Source organism: Rhizobium sp. Pop5 (assembly GCF_024721175.1).
Lineage (GTDB): Bacteria > Pseudomonadota > Alphaproteobacteria > Rhizobiales > Rhizobiaceae > Rhizobium.
Map to the genome: position 1 here is coordinate 1,800,387 of NZ_CP099399.1, position 19,216 is coordinate 1,819,602.

Here is a 19,216-nt window from a genome sequence, read left to right on the forward strand (position 1 = left end):
TTTAGAAAAGCTGACAACATTAGTCAAGTCATGTTGTCGTCCGGCGCAGCGCGAACGCGAAATAAAACCCGGAGTACCAATGCCCGAAGTTATTTTCAACGGCCCTGCCGGTCGTCTTGAAGGCCGCTACCAGCCCTCCAAGGAAAAAAGCGCGCCCATCGCTCTGATTTTGCATCCGCATCCGCAGTTCGGCGGCACGATGAACAATCAGATCGTCTACCAGCTCTTCTACATGTTCCAGAAGCGCGGGTTTACGACGCTGCGCTTCAACTTCCGGGGCATCGGCCGCAGCCAGGGTGAATTCGACCACGGCGCAGGCGAACTCTCGGATGCGGCTTCTGCGCTCGACTGGGTGCAGAGCCTGCATCCCGATTCCAAGACCTGTTGGGTCGCGGGCTATTCCTTCGGCTCGTGGATCGGCATGCAGCTCCTGATGCGCCGGCCGGAGATCGAAGGCTTCATGTCGATCGCCCCGCAGCCGAACACTTACGATTTCTCGTTTCTGGCGCCCTGCCCCTCCTCCGGCCTGATCATCAACGGCGAAGCCGACAAGGTGGCGCCGGAAAAGGATGTGAATGGCCTTGTCGAGAAGCTGAAGACCCAGAAAGGCATCCTCATCACGCACCGCACCGTGCCTGCCGCCAACCACTTCTTCAACGGTCAGGTGGAAACGCTGATGGGCGAATGCGAGGACTATCTCGATCGCCGTCTGAACGGCGAACTGGTGCCCGAGCCGGCCGCCAAGCGCATCCGCTAAGACCAATAGCCGAACGTTAAACCTTGCGAAAAACGGCCCGGACACAACCGGGCCGACTGTACCGAAACAGATCACCCTGCGTGTTGCAATCCATATTGCAGTGCGATAGGGTCCTCGCGATCCAAACAGAAGCGAGGTCCGCAAATGACCAAGTCGTTCGGGGAAGTCCTGGATAAGTATAAGGGAATCGGTCCGGGATTTGATTTTCTTCGAATTGGGCTCGCCTTTTCTATCGTTTTGACCCATTCGTTTTTGCTGACCAGGAATGATGCCTTCATCAGAGGATCGATATTCTGGTTTGCCGAATACGCTCTTGTTCCGATGTTCTTCGCATTGAGCGGATTTCTGATCGCCGGCAGCGCCCAGCGTCTTAGCCTGCGGAACTTCCTGATCAACCGTGGCTTGCGCATCGTGCCGGCACTTGCCGTCGATATCGTCGTTTGTTCGCTGATCATCGGGCCGATCATCACGGTCGTCTATCACTCCGAATATTTTACCGATCCGCGGTTTTTCAAATACTTCCTGAACATTGTCGGCTGGATCCATTACGAGCTGCCCGGCGTCTTCCGGGATAATCCGAGCCAGCGTGTCAACGGCGCCCTTTGGACGGTTCCCTGGGAAATCTTCTGCTACATCATCATGTCGTTCCTGATGGTCACCGCCATCGTCAAGACGCGCTACAAGCTGCTCGCTGTGACGATCGGCTACATCTTCATCGGCCTGATTGTTCAGAAGATGCCATATCTGTTCCCCGGCTCGATCAAAACGTTCGCGCGCTTCCTGTTTATGAGCCGCGGCTCACAGTTGATCACGGCGTTCATGATGGGCATCGTCGTCTTTCAGTTCAAAGCGATCATTCCGCATTCCCGTTTGCTGTTCGCCGCCGCCTGCGCAATCTGCGTTGTCGCCGTTTTTGCTCTGGATAGTCGTTCGATCGAATCGGTGATCAACCGGCCGATCCTCATCACCGCCCTCGTTTACATCACAGTCTTCGTAGGCCTGTCGGAGGTTCCGATCCCCGCCTTCTTCAGAAAGGGCGACTATTCCTACGGCGTCTATCTCTACCACGACCCGTTCCTGCAGATCTGGATCAGTTCGTTCCCGACGGTCTTTCTCTATCCGAAATATGGGGCCTTAGCGCTCTATCTCGTCGGCCTGCCATCGGCCCTCGCCGTTGCGGTGCTGTCATGGCATTTCATCGAGAAGCCGATCCTCGGTCTTCGCAAGAAGTTCTCGTTCATCGCCCAGGTCAGGGGCGTCGACGAAGGCCATCAGGCCAGACACAAATCCGATGTCCGGCCGCTTGCCGTCAAAAGTTAGGCTTTCCCGGCCGCATTTCGGCGGTCATTTCGAAAGCCACACCAAGCACTCCATCGATCAGGATCGGCGGGCGCTCGCGCATGCCGATCTTTCTGAGGACGCGTTGCGAGGCAATGTTTTCGGGATGCGTGAAGGCGATAAAGCCTGGCGCAAATCTCCTTCCGAAGAACCAGTCGGTGAGCGCACGCGCCGCCTCCGTCGCCAGGCCGTTGCCCCACGCTTCCTCGATCAGGGAATAACCGAGTTCGAACTGCTCATTCCTGAACCGCGAGATGCCGGCGCGGCCGATGAAGCGGCCATCGTCCGTGATGAGCTTGTATTTGGTCGTGCCGTCTCGCGCCTCTTCCTCGAACCAGCCCCGCAGCCGTTCATCGGCCTTCTCCAGGCTCCATGGCGCGCTGCCGGCGAGATAGCGGCTGGTCGCCATCGTCGAATGTAGCCGCTGCACCAAAGGCGCATCGCCTTCGTCCCACATGACGAAGCGCAGCCGCGGGGACCGAAGGATCAGCCTCTCCTCGCTCATGACGTCGCCAGAACCCCGCCGCTGACCGGGGCGCTAACCCCCGTCGTACCGGGAAATGTCAATGGCAGACCGTCCAGCGAGCGCACGGCGAGATAGGCCCAGGCTTCCGCCTCCATCGCGTCGCCGTCGAAGCCGGCTTCCTCCGCGGTCGATACGCGCGACCCCAACCCTTCGACCACAGCCGAAAACTCCGCCATGAGGGTTCGGTTCAGCCGCCCGCCGCCACAAACGATATAGATCGACGGGGTTTCGGGCAGGAAACCGGCAGATTTGACGATCGACGCGGCGGCGATATGCGCCAGCGTGCGGGCGCCGTCTTCAAGGCTCGCCTCTCCCAACGCAAGCGGCGCGAAATCGCCGCGATCGAGCGAGCGGCGAACATTGCCGAGAAAGAACGGGCTGTCCAGATAACGTTCCGCCAACGCCGCGACGACTTTTCCGCGCCCGCCGATCTCGCCGCCGGGATCATAGGTCTTGCCGGTCTGCATCTCCACCCACTGGTCGATCAGCGTATTGCCCGGCCCGCTGTCGAAAGCCGATATCCGTCCATCAGCGCCGATATAGGTCAGGTTGGAAATGCCCCCGATGTTGACGAAACAGACCGCCTCTCCTGTCTGCTGGAATTTTCCCGCAAGCGCTGCGTGATAGGCCGGCACCAGTGGCGCTCCCTGCCCGCCGTGAGCCATGTCGTCGGCGCGCATGTCGTAGACTACCGATATGCCGGTTCTACGCGCCAGTTCTTCGCCGTCGCCGATCTGAATCGTCAATCCTTCATCCGGCCGATGAAGGACCGTCTGGCCGTGGAAGCCGAGCACATCGATGGCCTCGGCAGAAAGCCCGAAACGCTCCAGGAATGCCGTAACGGCAGTTGCATGCCGCAAGGTCAGTTCAAGCTCGATCTCGCGAAGCTCGGCCGGCCGTTCGTTCCTGTCTTCAAGCGGACGCGCCAGTTCCAGCGCACGCTTGAGCCGCTCGCGAAAAGCGGCGTCATATGGAATGCCCATGAACGGCCCTCGCTCGATGAAGCCGCGACCATCGGTTCTGATGAGCGCGACATCGATTCCGTCCATCGACGTGCCGCTCATCAGACCGATCGCAGTCCTGATGACGTCCATGAGGCTTGCCTCCCATGCGATTCCCGGATGCACTTTTGTAAAAACAGTGCTAAACGCGCCGCGACAGATCAACAACAACGAACTTGCGCCAACCCACGCAGGCGAGCGCAGATATCAAGAGACGAAGGCCCATGTCCGAGTTCAAGTCCGATTTCCTCCGCACGCTGAAAGAGCGCGGCTTCATTCATCAGGTCTCCGATGAACGCGGCCTCGACGATATGTTCGCCAAGGAAACCGTGACGGCCTATATCGGCTACGACCCGACGGCATCCAGCCTCCATGTCGGCCATCTCACCCAGATCATGATGCTGCACTGGCTGCAGGCGACGGGCCACCGCCCGATTTCGCTGATGGGCGGCGGCACCGGCATGGTCGGCGACCCCTCCTTCAAAGAGGAGGCCCGCCAGTTGATGACGATCGACACGATCGAGCAGAATATCGCCTCGATCAAGAGCTGCTTCTCGAACTACCTCGATTACGACAAATCAGGCAACGCCGCGCTGATGATCAACAACGCGGAATGGCTGCGCTCGTTGAATTATCTGGAGTTCCTGCGCGACGTCGGCCGCCATTTCTCGGTCAACCGCATGCTGTCCTTCGACAGCGTGAAGACGCGACTTGACCGCGAGCAGTCGCTGTCCTTCCTGGAATTCAACTACATGATCCTCCAGGCCTACGACTTCGTCGAACTGGCCAAGCGTTACGATTGCCGTCTGCAGATGGGCGGTTCCGACCAGTGGGGCAATATCGTCAACGGCATCGATCTTGGTCACCGCATGGGGACGCCGCAGCTTTACGCCCTGACCTCGCCGCTCTTGACAACGTCATCCGGCGCCAAGATGGGCAAGTCGGCGTCCGGCGCGGTCTGGCTGAATGCCGACCTGCTTCCCGTCTATGACTTCTGGCAATATTGGCGCAATACCGAGGACGCCGATGTGCCGCGCTTCCTCAAGCTCTTCACCACCCTGCCGATGGACGAGATCGCACGGCTTTCGTCGATCGGCGGCTCGGAGCTGAACGAGGTCAAGAAGATCCTTGCGACTGAGGTGACCGCGATCCTGCACGGCCGCCCGGCCGCCGAGCAGGCCGCCGAAACCGCACGCAAGACCTTCGAGGAAGGTGGCCTCTCGGAAAACCTACCTTCGGTCGACGTTCCCGCGTCAGAACTCGACGCTGGCATTGGCCTTCTGTCGCTCATCGTACGCGCCGGCCTCGCCGCATCGAACGGCGAGGCCCGCCGTCACGTCCAGGGCGGCGCTGTCCGCATCAACGACGAGGCGGTCAGCGACGAGCGCAAGATGATCGGCAGCGGCGAGATCACAGCCGACGGCATCATCAAGCTCTCGCTCGGCAAGAAGAAGCACATCCTGATCCGCCGCGCGGCCTGACCAACATCGTATCGAGGCTGATTTTGCAGCGCGCCGTTTCCATGCGGGAACGGCGCGTTTGCATGTCTGGCCAAGACATCATTCAGCGCGCGGCGACTCTGCCGCATCATTTCGCCCCGCGTCACTCTGGAGACGGCTCGGCGGATCGATGCCCTGGGCGGGCGTGACGCGCGACCACCAGCTGATCGAGAACACTGGAGGCGTAACCGTTGCATCGAGAGGTACTATCAGCGCGTGGGCCGGAGGGGTGACCTCTCGGGGCTTCAGCCGCTCGCCCTTCTCAGCCGAATAAGCGTAATCGCCGAGTGTAACGGCAATTATGGCGACCGATACGAAAGAAGCAGTCCGGGCGCACTGCATGGCATCCTCCGACAATGCAGCAGGCCTCTAATCGAGGCCATAAACTGCATCTTACATGAAATATTTCTAAAATATCAGGCCGAGCCTCCATAGGAGGTCACACACACTATTTCGGAACATTTTCCGCTCCCTGGGATTTGCGACGAGATGGATTTGGAGCACCGGCATGATCAACGACCTCTGGTATAAGAACGCCGTCATCTATTGCCTTTCCGTCGAAACCTTCATGGATGCGAACGGCGACGGTGTCGGCGATTTCCAGGGCCTGATGCGGCGTCTCGACTATCTCTCCGGCCTCGGTGTGACCGCGATCTGGTTGATGCCTTTCCAGGCTTCGCCCGGGCGCGACGACGGATATGACGTTTCCGATTACTACAATGTCGATCCGCGCTACGGCACGCTCGGCGATTTCGTGGAATTCACCCATGGTGCAAAACAGCGCGGCATCCGCGTGCTGATCGATCTGGTGATCAATCACACGTCGAAGGACCATTCCTGGTTCCGGGACGCAAGAAGCGATCCGCGCTCGCGCTATCGCGACTGGTACGTCTGGTCCGAGAAAAAGCCTGCGAATGCCGACCATGGCATGGTCTTTCCCGGCGTCCAGAAAACCACCTGGACCTACGACGAAAAGGCCCAAGCCTATTATTTCCATCGCTTCTACGATCACCAGCCCGATCTCAATACCTCCAACCCCGAGGTGCAGGCGGAAATCCTCAAGATCATGGGATTCTGGATCCAGCTCGGCGTCTCGGGCTTCCGGATGGATGCCGCGCCTTTCATCATCTCGACCAAAGGCGCCGAGGTCACCAGACCCGTCGAGCAGTTCGACATGCTGCGAAAGTTTCGCGAATTCCTGCAATGGCGCCTGGGAGATTCCATCGTGCTGGCGGAGGCCAACATCCTGCCGAAGGACAATTTCGAATATTTCGGCGAAGACGGCGATCGAATGCAGATGATGTTCAACTTCCAGGTCAATCAGGCATTGTTTTACGCTTTCGCCAGCGCCGATACGCGGCCGCTCAAAAAGGCGATGGAGGCTACCAAGCCGCGCCCAGCGACCGCGCAATGGGGTCTCTTTCTGCGCAATCACGATGAGCTGGATCTCGGCCGGCTGAGCGACAAGCAGCGCAACGCAGTCTTTGCCGCCTTCGGGCCGGACAAGGACATGCAGCTCTATGACAGAGGCATCCGCCGTCGACTGGCGCCCATGCTTGGCGGCGACCGTCGCAGGATCGAGATGGCCTATAGCCTTTTGTTCTCTCTGCCGGGAACCCCTGTCATCCGCTACGGCGACGAAATCGGCATGGGCGATGATCTATGCCTGCCGGAGCGCGATTGCGCGCGCACCCCGATGCAATGGTCGACGGAACCGGAAGGCGGTTTCACCAAAAGCGAAAAGCCCGTCTCGCCTGTCGTCAAGGAAGGCCCTTATGGCTTCGAGCACGTCAATGTCGCCGTCCAGCGACGCGATCCGAATTCAATGCTGAACTGGACCGAGCGGATGATAAGGATGCGCAAGGAAGCTCCCGAGATCGGCTGGGGCGATTATTCGGTGATCGACACCGGCGATGACGGCGTCCTGGCGCTGCGTTACGACTGGCGCGGAAATTCCGTGCTGATCCTCCACAATCTGCATGGACGGCCGGCGGAAGTGACCTTCGATCCCGATATCGGCGAAGACGGCCGGCAATTGATCGATATTGCCGATGGAGCGAGCAGTGAAGCGGACGAGAAGGGATCTCATACCGTCGTCCTCGACGCATATGGTTACCGCTGGTATCGCATCGGCGGCCTCGATTATCTCCTCAAGCGTAGGGAGATTTAGGCTCTTTGCGGTTCCTCACTGGAATTCGAATATCTGCCGGAACACGCCCGGCGCGATGATCGACAACGGATTGATCTGCAGGTTGGGCTGATCGAACTTGCCGGTGAGCTTGAACGTAATGCCGATCAGGCCGCGATCGCTGCCATTGCCGAGAATGACCCCGATCAGCGGCAGTTCGGCAAACAGGCGGTTGAGCCCGTAAGCCGGCATGAAGGTGCCGGTCATGTCCATGTTGCCGTTGCGATCACGCGCAACGCCCTGGAAGGTCGCGCCGATCTGATCGCCGCGCAGCACGCCGTTCTCGATGGCAACCATGCCGTCGCGCGAGACGACGCGGGCAAAGCCGCGCTGGAAGCGCTGCGACGAGGTATCGATGTCGCGCTTCACCGCCTCGTTGAGGCTGCGCTGCTCCTGGCCGACCGGGGTCGAGACGATCGAGTGAAGGCGTTGCTCGTTGACGATCGAGAAACGGCGCACGTCGAGCGAACCGTCCCATCCGCCCTGCGCTCCCAGCCGGATCGCCAGATTGAGAAGGCCGCCCTGCATGTGCTGATAGAGATCGGCAAAACGCGATACCGCGCCGGCGTCGCCGCTGGTGATGTTGATGACGCCGCCATCCTTCATCTGGCTGACCACGGCCTCGCCGCTGTCTGTCACGCCGGAAAAGCTGAGCGCTTGCAGCTTGTCGCCGCGCAGTGACACCTGAGCCTGGAAATTGCCGACCTTCTCGTCGTTGAAGCCGACCACGTTTTTCAGCTTGGCGCGCACCGATACGCTTGTGTCGCTGCCGCTGTCCTCGTTGTCATCTCCACCTGAGCCCGATTTCAGCCGCCCGATGACCGGCCGCGCGTCGGCGCTGTTGCCGGAGACGGAAACGTCGAAATTGCCCTTACCGCGCTTCACCGAGAGGGCGAAATCGTCAAGTGAGGAAAGTTTGACGCTGTCGAAATCCGCAGAGATCAGGCCGGCCTTGCCGACGTTTAGCGACCCGCTCGCGCCGAAACCATCGCCCTTCAGCCGGAAATTTCGGATCTGCGTGTTCTCGGGCGGGCCGGATATCTCGAATTCGGCGGAGGCGGCAATACCACTGCCTTTCGACCAGCCAATCCAGGGCAGGTCTAGCAGCGATTTGGTGAGATCGAGCTGGACGTTCTGGCGATCGTCGTCGATCTGCGTCAGCACCATTTTCAGACTTCCGCCGACGATGTCGGAAAGCCCGGGCATCACCTTATTACGCTGATCCTCGGAGAGCGTTGCGGTGATCACCCGCTGCCGCTCCACGCCGGAGGCTGCCTCGACCGGCTCAGTCAGATCGATATCGGCCGGAATGCCGTCGATCTCGCCCTTGGCGTCGAGCGTGATCTGCTTTGGATCGCCGTTCAGCATGCCGGTGACATTGCTGATCGTGCGGCCGGAAAAGGGCTTGGCAAGGTCGACGTCGGTGAGCTTCATCGCCGCCTTCCAGTCGGCCGGCGGCGGATTTTGCGAGGAGAGCAGGCCGAAATGCGCCTTCACATTCGCATCGATGCGCCCCTTTAAATCGTCGGGCGTAAAGCCCGCGCGTTGCAGCACGCGGATCGGCTTGTAGGTCAGGAGCTCGCCGATGGCGTCCGCCGCGCCTGATACGGCGAGATCGATATCGGCCATCAGCGGCTTGTCGTAGGCGGACGGTATAACGAATGTCCCCTGCCCCAGACCGACAGACCGGCCCGAAGGGAAATAGGACGTGCCGCTCTTGATCTCGATCGTCGCGACAGGGCCGGTCAGGTCGAAATGCGCCGCCGTGTCACGGATTGGCGGAATGTCGCCGGCGACATTCATTCGCGCCCCCGTGATGTCGAAACCGATGCGGATCTGATTGGCATCGAGCTTCAATCCCTTGCCGCCGGCCGCCTCGTCCAGCCGGCCGAAGGGAATGAAGACCGAGATGGCAGCGTCCGTGACTGTGCCGCCGAAAAGGTTGCCGTGCACCCAGGTACGCACCTTGGGCGCCATCCAGAACGGCCAGAGCTGCTTGATCGCCGTCGTCTGCAACTGCGACGACTGGCCGGCAAAGCTGATCTCGGGCGATTTATCGCCGAGTTTGACCCGCAGCGATCCGTAGAGCGCCCCGAGCGGGCTGGAGACGGTCATATTGGGAAACTGGAATTCCCGGCCGGCGACCATGTAGCGCCCGGTGGCCTGAATATCGAAGGAAAGCGGTTGTTCGCCGGAACCGCCTGGGGCGGCCGTTCCGCCGCTGACGAGAAGGTCGATGCCAAAACCCTTGCCCGCCTTCGGGTCGAGCTTGTCGAGATCGATCAGTGCGCCGTTGAGGGGAACCGTTGTCGCGCCGAACCGGGCGTTCGATTTGGCGATCTCGAGCGTCTGCTTGGCAAAATCATATGCGAGGTTGATTTGCCCGCCCGAAAGCTCCTGCGAATCGCCATCCGTATAGATCAGGCCGGGATCGACATCGATCGTCGCCGTGAGTAGCGGTGAAACACCGCCCCGCGCCCTGGTGGCCGACACCGTCAAGTCTGCGAAGGCATTGAGCCCCTGGCGTATCACGCCTTGATCGTTGCGTTTCAGCGCGAAGGGCGTGAGGTCGGCATGTTTGAGCGTCGCAGCCACCTTCGACACGTGGCCGTCCTCTTTCTCGGCCAGCACGTCGAGTTCCGCCACCTCGCCGTTGAGCGCGACCTCGCCGCTCAATTGCAGCGAGGTTGGGCCGGCATGGGCGAAGACGAGATTGTCGATGACGAGCGACAGCGGACCATTCGCAGTGTCGGCAAGCTTGATGTTTATGCCGGAGATGCGCACCGAACTCGTCGAACCACGGGTGACGATGCCGTCGAACAAATCGAATTGCGAGAATATTCTCTCCATCGCCACCGGCAGCGCATCGATACGCAGATCGTCGAGCTTGACGGGATTGCCTGAGGGCAGAAGCGCGGTATCGAGGGCAATATCCTCCGCTTCGATATCGGTGACGGCGATCCGGCCGCGGAAAAGCTGCAGCGGATCGAGCGCCAGACGGACCGAACCGGTCGTCGATACATGCTGGCCGCTCGCCTGGTCGATCATGTTGACGTCGCGTGCTTCCAGCGCCAGCCGAAAGCCGGAGGTGAAGCGGATGGCGGTGGAGCCGACCTCGGCGCGATAGCGCGGCCCGGCCGCGCCGTTCAGCGCCGCCTGGGCCTGCTGCGACAGTGGTTTGTCGAACATGCCGCTCTCGACGGTAAAGACGATGGCGGCGAGAATGAGGAGGATCAGCCCCAGAAATCCTGACGTCAGCTTCGCCGTGCGCCGCATCGAAGAGCGCGGCGGCGGGCAATGGACGATGATCGGATCCTCGGTCTGGGCGGACGGCAAGCGGTCCAGCGCAACGATATCCTTCTTGCGAAACGTGACCTTTTCGCCGCGGATGGCTGACATGCGCCCTCGGGCTCTCCCTTAAAATGAAGAATTGAACCCGGCCATGCTGGACGGGTTTCCGTCCAATATATAATTCGGGGAGAGAGTGTGTCATCCACAAACCCGGCAAAAGAAAGGTTTTCATAATGGCGGTTCCCGGCATCGGTGCCATGGCCCCCGATTTCAGCCTCCCCCGCGACGGCGGCGGGCGCGTCTCGCTTGCCGATTTCCACGGCAAGCCGCTGGTGCTGTTCTTCTATCCCAAGGATGACACCACGGGCTGTACGGCCGAATCACTGGCTTTCACAGCACTCGCGCCCGACTTCGACGCGGCAGGCGCTGCCGTCATCGGCATGTCGCCCGATTCGGCCGCCTGCCATGACAAGTTCATCAGGAAACACCGCCTTTCGGTGGCGCTCGCCTCGGACGAAGACAAGACGACGCTGCAGGCCTATGGCGTCTGGAAGGAAAAGAGCATGTACGGCCGGAACTTCATGGGGGTCGAACGCACGACCTTCCTCATCCGCCGGGACGGGATCATCGCCACCATCTGGCAGAAGGTGAAGGTACAGGGTCATGCCGAAACCGTGCTCCAAGCAGTGAGGAACCTCACCGCGTGACCGGTGATCTCGCGATAACCTCGCTGCGCGGTGGAGCGATCGATGCCATCCGCGCAGCCGACCTCGACCGCAAGACGACGCTTGCGCAAGAAAGCGCCACACGCTGGTTTGCCCGACGGGTGTCCTTGCGCTCGCCGCTCGACGCTGCCCTGCCCGAAAGGCCGGGGCGTCCTGACAAGCCGGTGCTGACGCCGCCCACCCAGGTGGAGAAGCGCTCGCTGCATACGCTGAAAGGCCGTATCGCCCTGCTCCACGCCATCGCCCATATCGAGCTCAACGCCGTCGATCTGGCGCTCGATATCGTGGCGCGATTCGCCAGCGAACAGGTGCCGAACTCCTTTTTCGACGGCTGGATGCAGGTCGCCTTCGAGGAAGCGAAACATTTCCGCATGGTGCGCGCCCGTTTGAACGATCTCGGCGCAGACTACGGCGATCTCCCCGCCCATGACGGGCTCTGGCAGGCCGCCCACTCCACACGCAACGATCTGACGGCAAGGCTGGCCGTCGTGCCGCTGATTCTCGAAGCCCGCGGTCTGGACGTCACCCCGTCTCTGCAGGCCAATATGCGCGAGACCGGCGATCTCGAAAGTGCGGCGGTTCTTGATGTTATCTATAACGACGAGAAGGGCCATGTCGCCGTCGGCGCCAAATGGTTCCGTTTCCTCTGCGCCCGCGAGAAGCGCGATCCGGCAAAAGCCTTCCAGGAACTGGTGCGAGCCAATTTCCGCGGTCCGCTGAAGCCTCCCTTCAACGATCTCGCCCGCGCCGAGGCCGGGCTGACGCCCTCCTTCTACCGCTCGCTGGCGTCGATCAGCCACGCCTGAAATGACTGGCATTTTCGACACGGATGGCGAGAAAGAAAGCATTCATTAACCATAACCGTGTCTAATTTCCCGAAAGAGGCGTAGAGCATCAATCGGGAGAGCCTGCGTGAACAGCGGACATCAGCACCGGGTATTCGGTAAGCGGGCGCAGGAACATATTCTCATCCTGGCCAGCGGTGACAAGGTCCGCCACATGACGGTTCGGCCGTGGATGGCTGCACTTGCCTTCTGTTTCGTCGGCGTCTTCTCGATTGGCTATCTCCTGGCGACGTCCTATCTCGTGCTGCGCGACGACCTGATCGGCGCCACCATGGCGCGTCAGGCTCGGATGCAGCACGATTACGAAGATCGTATCGCCGCCCTCCGCGCCCAGGTCGATCGTATCACCTCCCGCCAGCTTCTCGATCAGCAAGTGGTCGAGGACAAGGTCGACAAGCTGATGGAGCAGCAGATGGCGCTGACATCGCGCCACGGCAAGCTCGACAACCTGCTCGACCGGGCTGAAAGCTCCGGCCTGACCGATAAGGACGGTGCCCTGCCCGCGCCGTCTTCTCCCGTCCAGTCCTACGCCCCAGATGTCAAGGACAAGCGCGCCTCGCTGACTGGCGGCGGCATCGAGGCGATCGAGAAACAACTGGCGAGCGGCGCACCCGCCGATGCGACACCCGACAACTCGACGCTCGCCTATGTGCCGACAGCTGAGACCGTTGGCGACCGCGCCGACCGCATCTTCTCCAAGGTGACGCTGTCGCTGAAAGATGTCGAACAGGACCAGCGCAACCGCGTCGAGCAGTTGACCAGCGATGCCGGCAATGCCGCCAACGCCATCGAGAGCGTGCTGACCCGCTTCAAGATCCCGATGCCGGAGACCGCCGCCAAGCAGGACGACGAGGATGCCGTCGGCGGCCCCTATGTCGAACCGGAGAGCAAGGACGACTTCAACAATTCACTGGTGGCGCTCGACGGCGCGTTGACCCGGCTCGAGGCCGTGCGCAGTACCGCCGAATCCCTGCCTTTCCGCAATCCCGCCATCGGCAGGGAAGTGACCAGCCCCTTCGGCAACCGCCGCGATCCCTTCCTCGGCCGTCTGGCGCTCCACTCCGGCATCGACTTCCGCTTTTCGCCGGGCGAGAAGATCCGCCCGACTGCGCCCGGCAAGGTGATAGCAGCCGGCTGGACCGGCGGTTACGGCAACATGGTCGAGGTCGATCACGGCAACGGCATCTCGACGCGCTACGGGCATATGTCCGAGGTTCTGGTCAGGGTTGGCGATACTGTCGACCGCGGCGATGTCATCGGCCTTGCCGGCAGCACCGGCCGCTCGACGGGCACGCATCTGCATTATGAAGTTCGCCAGGATGGCCGCGCGGTCGATCCAGTATATTTCCTGAATGCCGGCCTTAAACTCGCCACCTACATCAAGTAACGCTTACCAAGTAACCATCGCTTCACTCTACACGGGGTGCGGCCTCTCTATTTCTTGACTTGCCGGTCATTCGGGGCTATGTCGCGCTGCATTGCGGCATGCAATCCCGCCGACTCGTTCAGAGCTCGGCCGAACCGGAACGGAAACAGTTTTCCCTTTGACGACATTTGCTGACCTTGGCTTGAGCCAAAAAGTGTTATCCGCTGTGACCGACGCGGGCTATACGATCCCCACGCCTATTCAGGCGGGAGCCATTCCCTTTGCGCTCGAGCGTCGCGATATTTGCGGCATCGCACAGACGGGCACCGGCAAGACGGCATCCTTCGTTCTGCCGATGCTGTCGCTTCTGGAAAAGGGCCGCGCCCGCGCGCGCATGCCCCGTACGCTGATCCTTGAGCCGACACGCGAACTGGCCGCCCAGGTCGCCGAGAATTTCGAGAAATACGGCAAGAACCACCGTCTCAACGTTGCCCTTCTGATCGGCGGCGTTTCCTTCGAGGATCAGGACCGCAAACTTGAACGCGGCGCCGATGTGCTGATCTGCACGCCCGGCCGCCTGCTCGATCATTTCGAGCGCGGCAAGCTGCTGATGAGCGGCGTCGAGATCCTTGTCATCGATGAGGCCGACCGCATGCTCGACATGGGCTTCATCCCCGATATCGAGCGCATTGCCAAGCTCATCCCCTTCACCCGCCAGACGCTGTTCTTCTCGGCCACGATGCCGCCGGAGATCCAGAAGCTCGCCGATCGCTTTCTGCAGAATCCCGAGCGCGTCGAAGTGGCAAAGCCGGCCTCGGCCGCAAAGACCGTGACGCAGCGTTTTGTTGCCTCGCACAGCAAGGACTATGAGAAGCGCGCGGTTCTGCGTGAACTCGTCCGGGCCCAGGGCGAACTCAAGAACGCCATCATCTTCTGCAATCGCAAGAAGGATGTCGCCGATCTCTTCCGTTCGCTCGAACGCCACGGTTTCTCGGTCGGTGCGCTCCATGGCGACATGGACCAGCGTTCCCGCACGACGATGCTGCAGAACTTTCGTGACGGCAACCTTCAGCTTCTGGTCGCCTCTGACGTTGCCGCTCGCGGCCTCGACATCCCCGATGTCAGCCACGTCTTTAACTTCGATGTGCCGATCCATTCGGAAGATTACGTCCACCGCATCGGCCGGACCGGCCGTGCCGGCCGCTCAGGTGCGGCCTTTACCCTCGTCACCAAGCGCGATACGAAGTTCGTCGATGCGATTGAGAAGCTGATCGGCGAAAAGGTCGAATGGCTGAGCGGCGACCTGAATTCGCTGCCGGCTGTGGAAGAAAGCAAGGACAGCGACCGGCCGCGCCGCGGCGGACGCGAGCGTGGCGAGAAGGATCGCGGGCGCGGACGCGGCAAACAGGGTGCCGCGAGTCATAAATCTGATAACGACATACAGGATAATGACGTCCAAGTGATCGCAGCAGCACCAGCAAAGGCCGAAGTCTTGAAGAACGAGCGCAAAGCAGAGCAGAAGCCGCAAAACAATGCGCGCAACAATCGGCCTTATCCGGCAAACGACGACAGCCGCGACCGCCGCCGTCATCGCGATCACGACGACGGCCCGACCCCGGTTGGCTTCGGCGACGATATCCCCGCCTTCATGCTGATCGCCGGCAGCGCCAAGGTCTGAGCATCCAATGGGCAAGCCCGGCCTCGATTTCCCGGGCTTCGGCGTCGGCGTGGTGATTCTCCGCGACGCCAATATCCTTCTCTACAAGCGCATGCGTGCCCCTGAAGCCGGCTACTGGAATATCGTCGGCGGCAAGGTCGACCACATGGAGCCGGCTGAACAAGCCGCCCGTCGTGAGGCCGAAGAGGAAACCGGTCTAATGATCGGCCGAATCGAACGCATCGGCATGACCGAACAGATCATCGATGCCGACCGCCAGCACTGGATTTCCATTCTCTATCTCGCCCGCGACATAGACGGCGAGCCGCAATTGACCGAACCGGACAAGCTTTCGGATTTCGGCTGGTTTCCCCTGACGGATTTGCCGGAACCGCTGTCTGCCTTCACGAAGGCGGCGATAGCAGCTTTGCCTTTGGTCGAACGTCTTTAGCTATTCGGCTCTCAGCGCTGCCTCATAGGCAAGTCGCACCCATTTCGCCATCAGATCGGGATCGTCGTAGGCCTCCTCGGGGATCGACCAGTAAGGCATCTTCACCGGCTTGCCCTTCTTGCCTTCATAGGCCCATTGCGTGGCGCCGGCGGCGGCAAATTCCGGCGCGCTCGTCTCGTCGGCCTTCAGCAGCATTTCGTCGCGCACTTCGACGGCGATGATGCGCCCCATATGATAGATGCCCTTGCCGCCGAACATGCGCTTGACCGTGACCGGTCCGAGCCCCTGAAACATTTCCTCGATCCCGGCATTGTCCATGCTCTATTCCCTCGAAATTCCGGCCACGCCAATCACAGCGTGTGATAATCCCGGTTCATATAGATGAGCGCCGGATGCTTTTCGCTGAAGCGGACGGCGGCCACTTCGCCGAAGATGACGTTGTGCGTCGGCATTTCCTTGATGTCGATCACCCGGCAATCGAAGGCAGCGAGCGCATCGACCAGGACGGGTGCGCCTGTGACGAGCGTGTCGAAACGGGCGCTGGCGAAGCGCTCGTCATTGGCAAGCGCCGTGCGCCCGGAAAAGGCGTCGGCGACGCCCTGGTGATGGGCGCCGAGCGTGTTGAGCACAAAGATGCCGCTGCGGAAAAAGATCTCGTTCTTCGGATTGGTATTGTTGAGGCATATCAGCACCGAGGCCGGATTGTCCGAGACCGAGCAGGCGGCAGTGATGGTGACGCCGCGGCGCATGCCTTCCATCGCCGTCGTCACGAGCTGTACATGGCCGGCATAGCGGCTCATGGCGTCGCGATAAAGGCCGGGGTCGATATGCTGCCTGTTCAACACCTGCTTCTCCCTTCGCCGATATGCCTGGATCGTCTTCCCATCGCGCCAATATGGCGAGCATCGGTTACCTTTTCTACAATAGGAGCGGCGAAAAGCGCCGCGTTATGCTTGTTTTTCTTTGACGATCGCAGCCTTGCGGATAAAAGGGCATGGACGATGGCTAGGGATCTCCGCCTTTCATGATCAACCTGCGTGGCATAGCAGCCTTCCTGACGCTGCTGGTGGCGGCGGCGCAAGGCCATGCGGCCGGCGTTACGATCGGCGTCGTCGCTCCCCAGGGTGGCCCGCTCGCTTTGCTCGGCGCACAGATTGCTGCCGGCGCCGGTTTCGAGATTCAGCAATCGGGAAATACCCTCGTCGCCATCAATGAGACCTGCGAGGATAATAGCGGCGCGGCGGTTGCCGATGCGCTCGTCAATGCGAAAGTTCAGGTCGCCGTCGGCTTTCTCTGCAGCGAAACGCTGGAAGGCGCGCTGCCGAAGCTGAAGGACGCCAATATTCCCGCGATCACCGTTTCCGTGCGCTCCCGCATCCTGATGGAAGATGCGTTGAAAAACGGCTGGCCGCTCTTTCGCATGGCGCCCGCCGACGGCGCCGAGGCGGCAAAGGTCATCGAGGTGATTCTGAAGAACTGGGCGGCCGATCCGATCGCCCTGATCGAAGACGGCACCATCCACGGCCGTGAACTGACGGAAGCGGTGCGCAACGCTCTGGAGCAGAACGGCCTGAAGCCTGTTTTCATCGATACCTACCGCCCGGGACAGGAGCAGCAGATTGCCCTCGTCCGTCGCCTGAAACGAGCCGGCGCCACCAGGGTCTTCATCGGCGGCGACCGTAATGACGTCGCCGTCATCGCCCGCGATGCCAAGGCGGAGAACATCCCGCTCTCCATCCTCAGCGGCGATGCCATGCGCGCGGCCAATCAGCCCATAGCGCTCGCCGAGGGCGTGCGCGCCGTCGCTCTGCCCGAATATGCCTTGCTTCGGGAAGGCACGGCTGCGGCAGACGCGCTGCGCGCCAAAGGCACTGAGCCGGAAGGTTATGTCCTGCCGTCGCTGGCGGCCGCCCTCATTGCGGGTCAGGCTGCGGAAGCGGCCGTTCAGGCAGGCGAACCGCTGCAGGAGACTCTTCTCGGCACGACATTCCAGACGCCTGTCGGCCCCGTCGCCTTCACTGGCGGGCATGAACTTTCGCAAAATCCCTACCGCCTGCTCGAATGGCGGGGCAATGGCTTTTTTCCACCGGCCGCGCCGACGCAATAAGCAGCGCGCCAGCCTTGAATCCGGCCGTCGCGGTCAAATGGCGGCCCATACGGAGTAAGATCTGATGACGCTGCCCATTCGCATTGCCCCCTCGATCCTCGCGGCGGATTTCGCCAGGCTCGGCGAAGAAGTGCGCGACGTGACGGCCGCCGGCGCCGACTGGATTCATCTCGACGTGATGGACGGCCACTTCGTGCCGAACATTTCCTTCGGACCCGACGTCATCAAGTCGCTGCGCTCCTATACGTCGGCGACCTTCGACTGCCATCTGATGATCTCGCCTGTTGACGATTATCTCGAAGCCTTCGCCAAGGCCGGCTGCGACCGTATCACCGTCCATGCCGAATCCGGACCGCATCTGCACCGCTCGCTGCAGACTATCCGCAATCTCGGCAAGAAGGTGGGCGTGACGATCAATCCCGCAACCCCGCTCAGCGCCATCGAGAACGTACTCGACGATGTCGATCTCATCCTGATCATGTCGGTCAATCCGGGCTTCGGTGGACAGAAGTTCATTCCGGCGATGACGGCAAAGATCGCCGCGGCAAAGTCACTGATCGGTGACCGCCCGATCGAGCTCGAAGTCGACGGCGGCGTCACGGTGGAAACGGCACCTGATATCGCCCGCGCTGGCGCCAATGTCCTCGTCGCCGGCTCGGCAATTTTCAAGGGCGATACGGTCGAGGATTACCGCAAGACCGTCGCCGATCTGCGTCAGGCAGCTGAAGGGGCACGGGCATGAAGAAAAGTCTGATTATCGCTGGCATGCTCGTCGCCGCGCTTGCCGGCCTGCCCGGCATATCACTTGCAGGAGACATCGCCAGCGTCCAGCCGATCGGCTTTTCCGCCGACGGCAAGGTCTTTGCGTTTCAGGAATTCGGCATCAAGGAGGACGGTAACCTTCCCTATTCCGATACCTACTTCATCAACACCGATAGCGGCGAATATCTCGAGGGCACGCCCTTCCGCACCGAGCTGACCGATAAGGACGCCAATCTCTCGAAGGCTCGGCGTCAGAACCTGACGGCGGCGCGCAGCCAGATGGACAAATACGACCTTCTGACCAATCCCGGCCTGATCGCCGCCTTCAACCCGCCGACCGAGCTTGGCTCCCCCTCGAAGACGCTCCGCTACACCACGCTTGCGACCGACGGTCCGCCGAAGTCACCCTATACGCTCTCGCTCGCCGAAATGCCGGTGCCGACGTCGAAGGATTGTGAGGGGGGCGACAGGCGGGTCCTCGGCTTCAGCCTGCAGATGATCGAAAAGCAAGGCGTTCCGAACCGTCAGGCTGCACGGCAGGCGACAGCCGTTCCGGCCGAGCGCACCTGTTCGGTGGAATACAGGATCGGCGGCGCCATGGTTTACCAGCCCGAAGGCGGAAACCAGGTTCACATCGCCCTCGTCCTCGCCTTTGATGCGGCAAGGAACGGCCGCTGGATCGCCGTTCCCGTTCATCCCTGAA

18 protein-coding genes are annotated in these 19,216 nt (G+C 61.1%); 12 read left to right on the plus strand and 6 right to left on the minus strand.

All coding sequences use genetic code 11. The annotated features are described in order from the left end of the window. Window positions 1-79: 79 nt before the first annotated feature. The gene (locus NE852_RS11110; protein WP_008526071.1) at window positions 80-757 is read left to right on the plus strand and encodes an alpha/beta hydrolase; all 678 of its coding nucleotides are present in this window, start codon (window positions 80-82) and stop codon (window positions 755-757) included. 144 nt (window positions 758-901) lie between these two features. After that, window positions 902-2,077 carry an acyltransferase gene (locus NE852_RS11115; RefSeq protein WP_258156515.1) on the plus strand — a complete coding sequence of 392 codons (1,176 nt, stop codon included), beginning with the start codon at window positions 902-904 and terminating at the stop codon, window positions 2,075-2,077. Here the strand turns inward: NE852_RS11115 and NE852_RS11120 are convergent. Both NE852_RS11120 and NE852_RS11125 read right to left on the minus strand, forming a co-directional pair. Further along, on the minus strand, window positions 2,067-2,600 hold the full coding sequence (locus NE852_RS11120) for a GNAT family N-acetyltransferase (RefSeq protein WP_008526062.1): 534 nt from the start codon (window positions 2,598-2,600) through the stop codon (window positions 2,067-2,069). The genes NE852_RS11115 and NE852_RS11120 overlap by 11 nt on opposite strands. Continuing rightward, a complete protein-coding gene (locus tag NE852_RS11125) occupies window positions 2,597-3,715 on the minus strand; it encodes an anhydro-N-acetylmuramic acid kinase (RefSeq protein WP_008526060.1) in 1,119 nt (372 codons plus the stop codon). Before NE852_RS11125 ends, NE852_RS11120 begins: the two co-directional genes overlap by 4 nt. A 131-nt stretch (window positions 3,716-3,846) precedes the next feature. Here NE852_RS11125 and tyrS point away from each other — a divergent pair, with 131 nt between their 5' ends. Then, a complete protein-coding gene (gene tyrS, locus NE852_RS11130) occupies window positions 3,847-5,103 on the plus strand; it encodes a tyrosine--tRNA ligase (RefSeq protein ID WP_258156516.1) in 1,257 nt (418 codons plus the stop codon). A gap of 78 nt (window positions 5,104-5,181) precedes the next feature. Here tyrS and NE852_RS11135 read toward each other — a convergent pair whose 3' ends face one another. Next, the gene (locus NE852_RS11135; RefSeq protein ID WP_008526047.1) at window positions 5,182-5,463 is read right to left on the minus strand and encodes a hypothetical protein; all 282 of its coding nucleotides are present in this window, start codon (window positions 5,461-5,463) and stop codon (window positions 5,182-5,184) included. A 166-nt stretch (window positions 5,464-5,629) separates the two neighbouring features. Here NE852_RS11135 and NE852_RS11140 point away from each other — a divergent pair, with 166 nt between their 5' ends. Further along, window positions 5,630-7,291: an alpha-amylase family protein gene (locus NE852_RS11140; protein WP_008526045.1), complete on the plus strand. Its 1,662-nt coding sequence runs from the start codon at window positions 5,630-5,632 to the stop codon at window positions 7,289-7,291. A gap of 15 nt (window positions 7,292-7,306) precedes the next feature. On the opposite strand, the gene NE852_RS11145 is transcribed toward NE852_RS11140, so the two are convergent. After that, window positions 7,307-10,708: a DUF3971 domain-containing protein gene (locus NE852_RS11145; protein ID WP_258156517.1), complete on the minus strand. Its 3,402-nt coding sequence runs from the start codon at window positions 10,706-10,708 to the stop codon at window positions 7,307-7,309. 125 nt (window positions 10,709-10,833) lie between these two features. Here NE852_RS11145 and NE852_RS11150 point away from each other — a divergent pair, with 125 nt between their 5' ends. The 5 genes from NE852_RS11150 (at window position 10,834) to NE852_RS11170 (ending at window position 15,644) form a co-directional block, all read left to right on the plus strand. Then, window positions 10,834-11,307 (plus strand): peroxiredoxin, encoded by a 474-nt coding sequence (locus NE852_RS11150; protein WP_008526044.1) that lies wholly within the window; start codon window positions 10,834-10,836, stop codon window positions 11,305-11,307. Beyond that, the gene (locus tag NE852_RS11155; RefSeq protein ID WP_258156518.1) at window positions 11,304-12,131 is read left to right on the plus strand and encodes a ferritin-like domain-containing protein; all 828 of its coding nucleotides are present in this window, start codon (window positions 11,304-11,306) and stop codon (window positions 12,129-12,131) included. The genes NE852_RS11150 and NE852_RS11155 overlap by 4 nt, the downstream gene beginning before the upstream one ends. Window positions 12,132-12,237: 106 nt before the next feature. Further along, on the plus strand, window positions 12,238-13,557 hold the full coding sequence (locus NE852_RS11160; RefSeq protein WP_008526035.1) for a peptidoglycan DD-metalloendopeptidase family protein: 1,320 nt from the start codon (window positions 12,238-12,240) through the stop codon (window positions 13,555-13,557). A 157-nt stretch (window positions 13,558-13,714) separates the two neighbouring features. Further along, window positions 13,715-15,214 (plus strand): DEAD/DEAH box helicase, encoded by a 1,500-nt coding sequence (locus NE852_RS11165; RefSeq protein ID WP_008526033.1) that lies wholly within the window; start codon window positions 13,715-13,717, stop codon window positions 15,212-15,214. Between the two features lie 7 nt (window positions 15,215-15,221). Then, entirely contained in the window at window positions 15,222-15,644 is a 423-nt protein-coding gene (locus NE852_RS11170) for an NUDIX domain-containing protein (RefSeq protein ID WP_008526031.1), read from the plus strand. Here the strand turns inward: NE852_RS11170 and NE852_RS11175 are convergent, their stop codons facing one another. Together NE852_RS11175 and NE852_RS11180 are read right to left on the minus strand one after the other, a co-directional pair. Continuing rightward, window positions 15,645-15,962 carry a TfoX/Sxy family protein gene (locus NE852_RS11175; RefSeq protein ID WP_008526029.1) on the minus strand — a complete coding sequence of 106 codons (318 nt, stop codon included), beginning with the start codon at window positions 15,960-15,962 and terminating at the stop codon, window positions 15,645-15,647. It abuts the gene before it with no gap. 32 nt (window positions 15,963-15,994) lie between these two features. Next, window positions 15,995-16,489 (minus strand): flavin reductase, encoded by a 495-nt coding sequence (locus NE852_RS11180; RefSeq protein WP_037171228.1) that lies wholly within the window; start codon window positions 16,487-16,489, stop codon window positions 15,995-15,997. Window positions 16,490-16,668: 179 nt separating this feature from the next. Between NE852_RS11180 and NE852_RS11185 the strand changes: the two genes are divergently transcribed. The 3 genes from NE852_RS11185 (at window position 16,669) to NE852_RS11195 (ending at window position 19,215) form a co-directional block, all read left to right on the plus strand. Next, window positions 16,669-17,751, plus strand: a complete 1,083-nt coding sequence (locus tag NE852_RS11185; protein WP_258156519.1) for a branched-chain amino acid ABC transporter substrate-binding protein — start codon at window positions 16,669-16,671, stop codon at window positions 17,749-17,751. 64 nt (window positions 17,752-17,815) lie between these two features. Further along, window positions 17,816-18,493 (plus strand): ribulose-phosphate 3-epimerase, encoded by a 678-nt coding sequence (rpe, locus tag NE852_RS11190; protein ID WP_008526013.1) that lies wholly within the window; start codon window positions 17,816-17,818, stop codon window positions 18,491-18,493. After that, the gene (locus tag NE852_RS11195; RefSeq protein WP_008526011.1) at window positions 18,490-19,215 is read left to right on the plus strand and encodes a DUF2259 domain-containing protein; all 726 of its coding nucleotides are present in this window, start codon (window positions 18,490-18,492) and stop codon (window positions 19,213-19,215) included. The genes rpe and NE852_RS11195 overlap by 4 nt, the downstream gene beginning before the upstream one ends. The last annotated feature ends 1 nt before the right edge of the window (window position 19,216 follow it).

Bases quoted from the DNA above. Each gene is read 5' to 3' on its own strand.
- NE852_RS11110 (WP_008526071.1), top strand. From the start codon at position 80: ATGCCCGAAGTTATTTTCAACGGCCCTGCCGGTCGTCTTGAAGGCCGC.
- NE852_RS11115 (WP_258156515.1), top strand. From the start codon at position 902: ATGACCAAGTCGTTCGGGGAAGTCCTGGATAAGTATAAGGGAATCGGT.
- NE852_RS11120 (WP_008526062.1), bottom strand. From the start codon at position 2,600: ATGAGCGAGGAGAGGCTGATCCTTCGGTCCCCGCGGCTGCGCTTCGTC.
- NE852_RS11125 (WP_008526060.1), bottom strand. From the start codon at position 3,715: ATGGACGTCATCAGGACTGCGATCGGTCTGATGAGCGGCACGTCGATG.
- tyrS (WP_258156516.1), top strand. From the start codon at position 3,847: ATGTCCGAGTTCAAGTCCGATTTCCTCCGCACGCTGAAAGAGCGCGGC.
- NE852_RS11135 (WP_008526047.1), bottom strand. From the start codon at position 5,463: ATGCAGTGCGCCCGGACTGCTTCTTTCGTATCGGTCGCCATAATTGCC.
- NE852_RS11140 (WP_008526045.1), top strand. From the start codon at position 5,630: ATGATCAACGACCTCTGGTATAAGAACGCCGTCATCTATTGCCTTTCC.
- NE852_RS11145 (WP_258156517.1), bottom strand. From the start codon at position 10,708: ATGTCAGCCATCCGCGGCGAAAAGGTCACGTTTCGCAAGAAGGATATC.
- NE852_RS11150 (WP_008526044.1), top strand. From the start codon at position 10,834: ATGGCGGTTCCCGGCATCGGTGCCATGGCCCCCGATTTCAGCCTCCCC.
- NE852_RS11170 (WP_008526031.1), top strand. From the start codon at position 15,222: ATGGGCAAGCCCGGCCTCGATTTCCCGGGCTTCGGCGTCGGCGTGGTG.
- NE852_RS11175 (WP_008526029.1), bottom strand. From the start codon at position 15,962: ATGGACAATGCCGGGATCGAGGAAATGTTTCAGGGGCTCGGACCGGTC.
- NE852_RS11185 (WP_258156519.1), top strand. From the start codon at position 16,669: ATGATCAACCTGCGTGGCATAGCAGCCTTCCTGACGCTGCTGGTGGCG.
- rpe (WP_008526013.1), top strand. From the start codon at position 17,816: ATGACGCTGCCCATTCGCATTGCCCCCTCGATCCTCGCGGCGGATTTC.
- NE852_RS11195 (WP_008526011.1), top strand. From the start codon at position 18,490: ATGAAGAAAAGTCTGATTATCGCTGGCATGCTCGTCGCCGCGCTTGCC.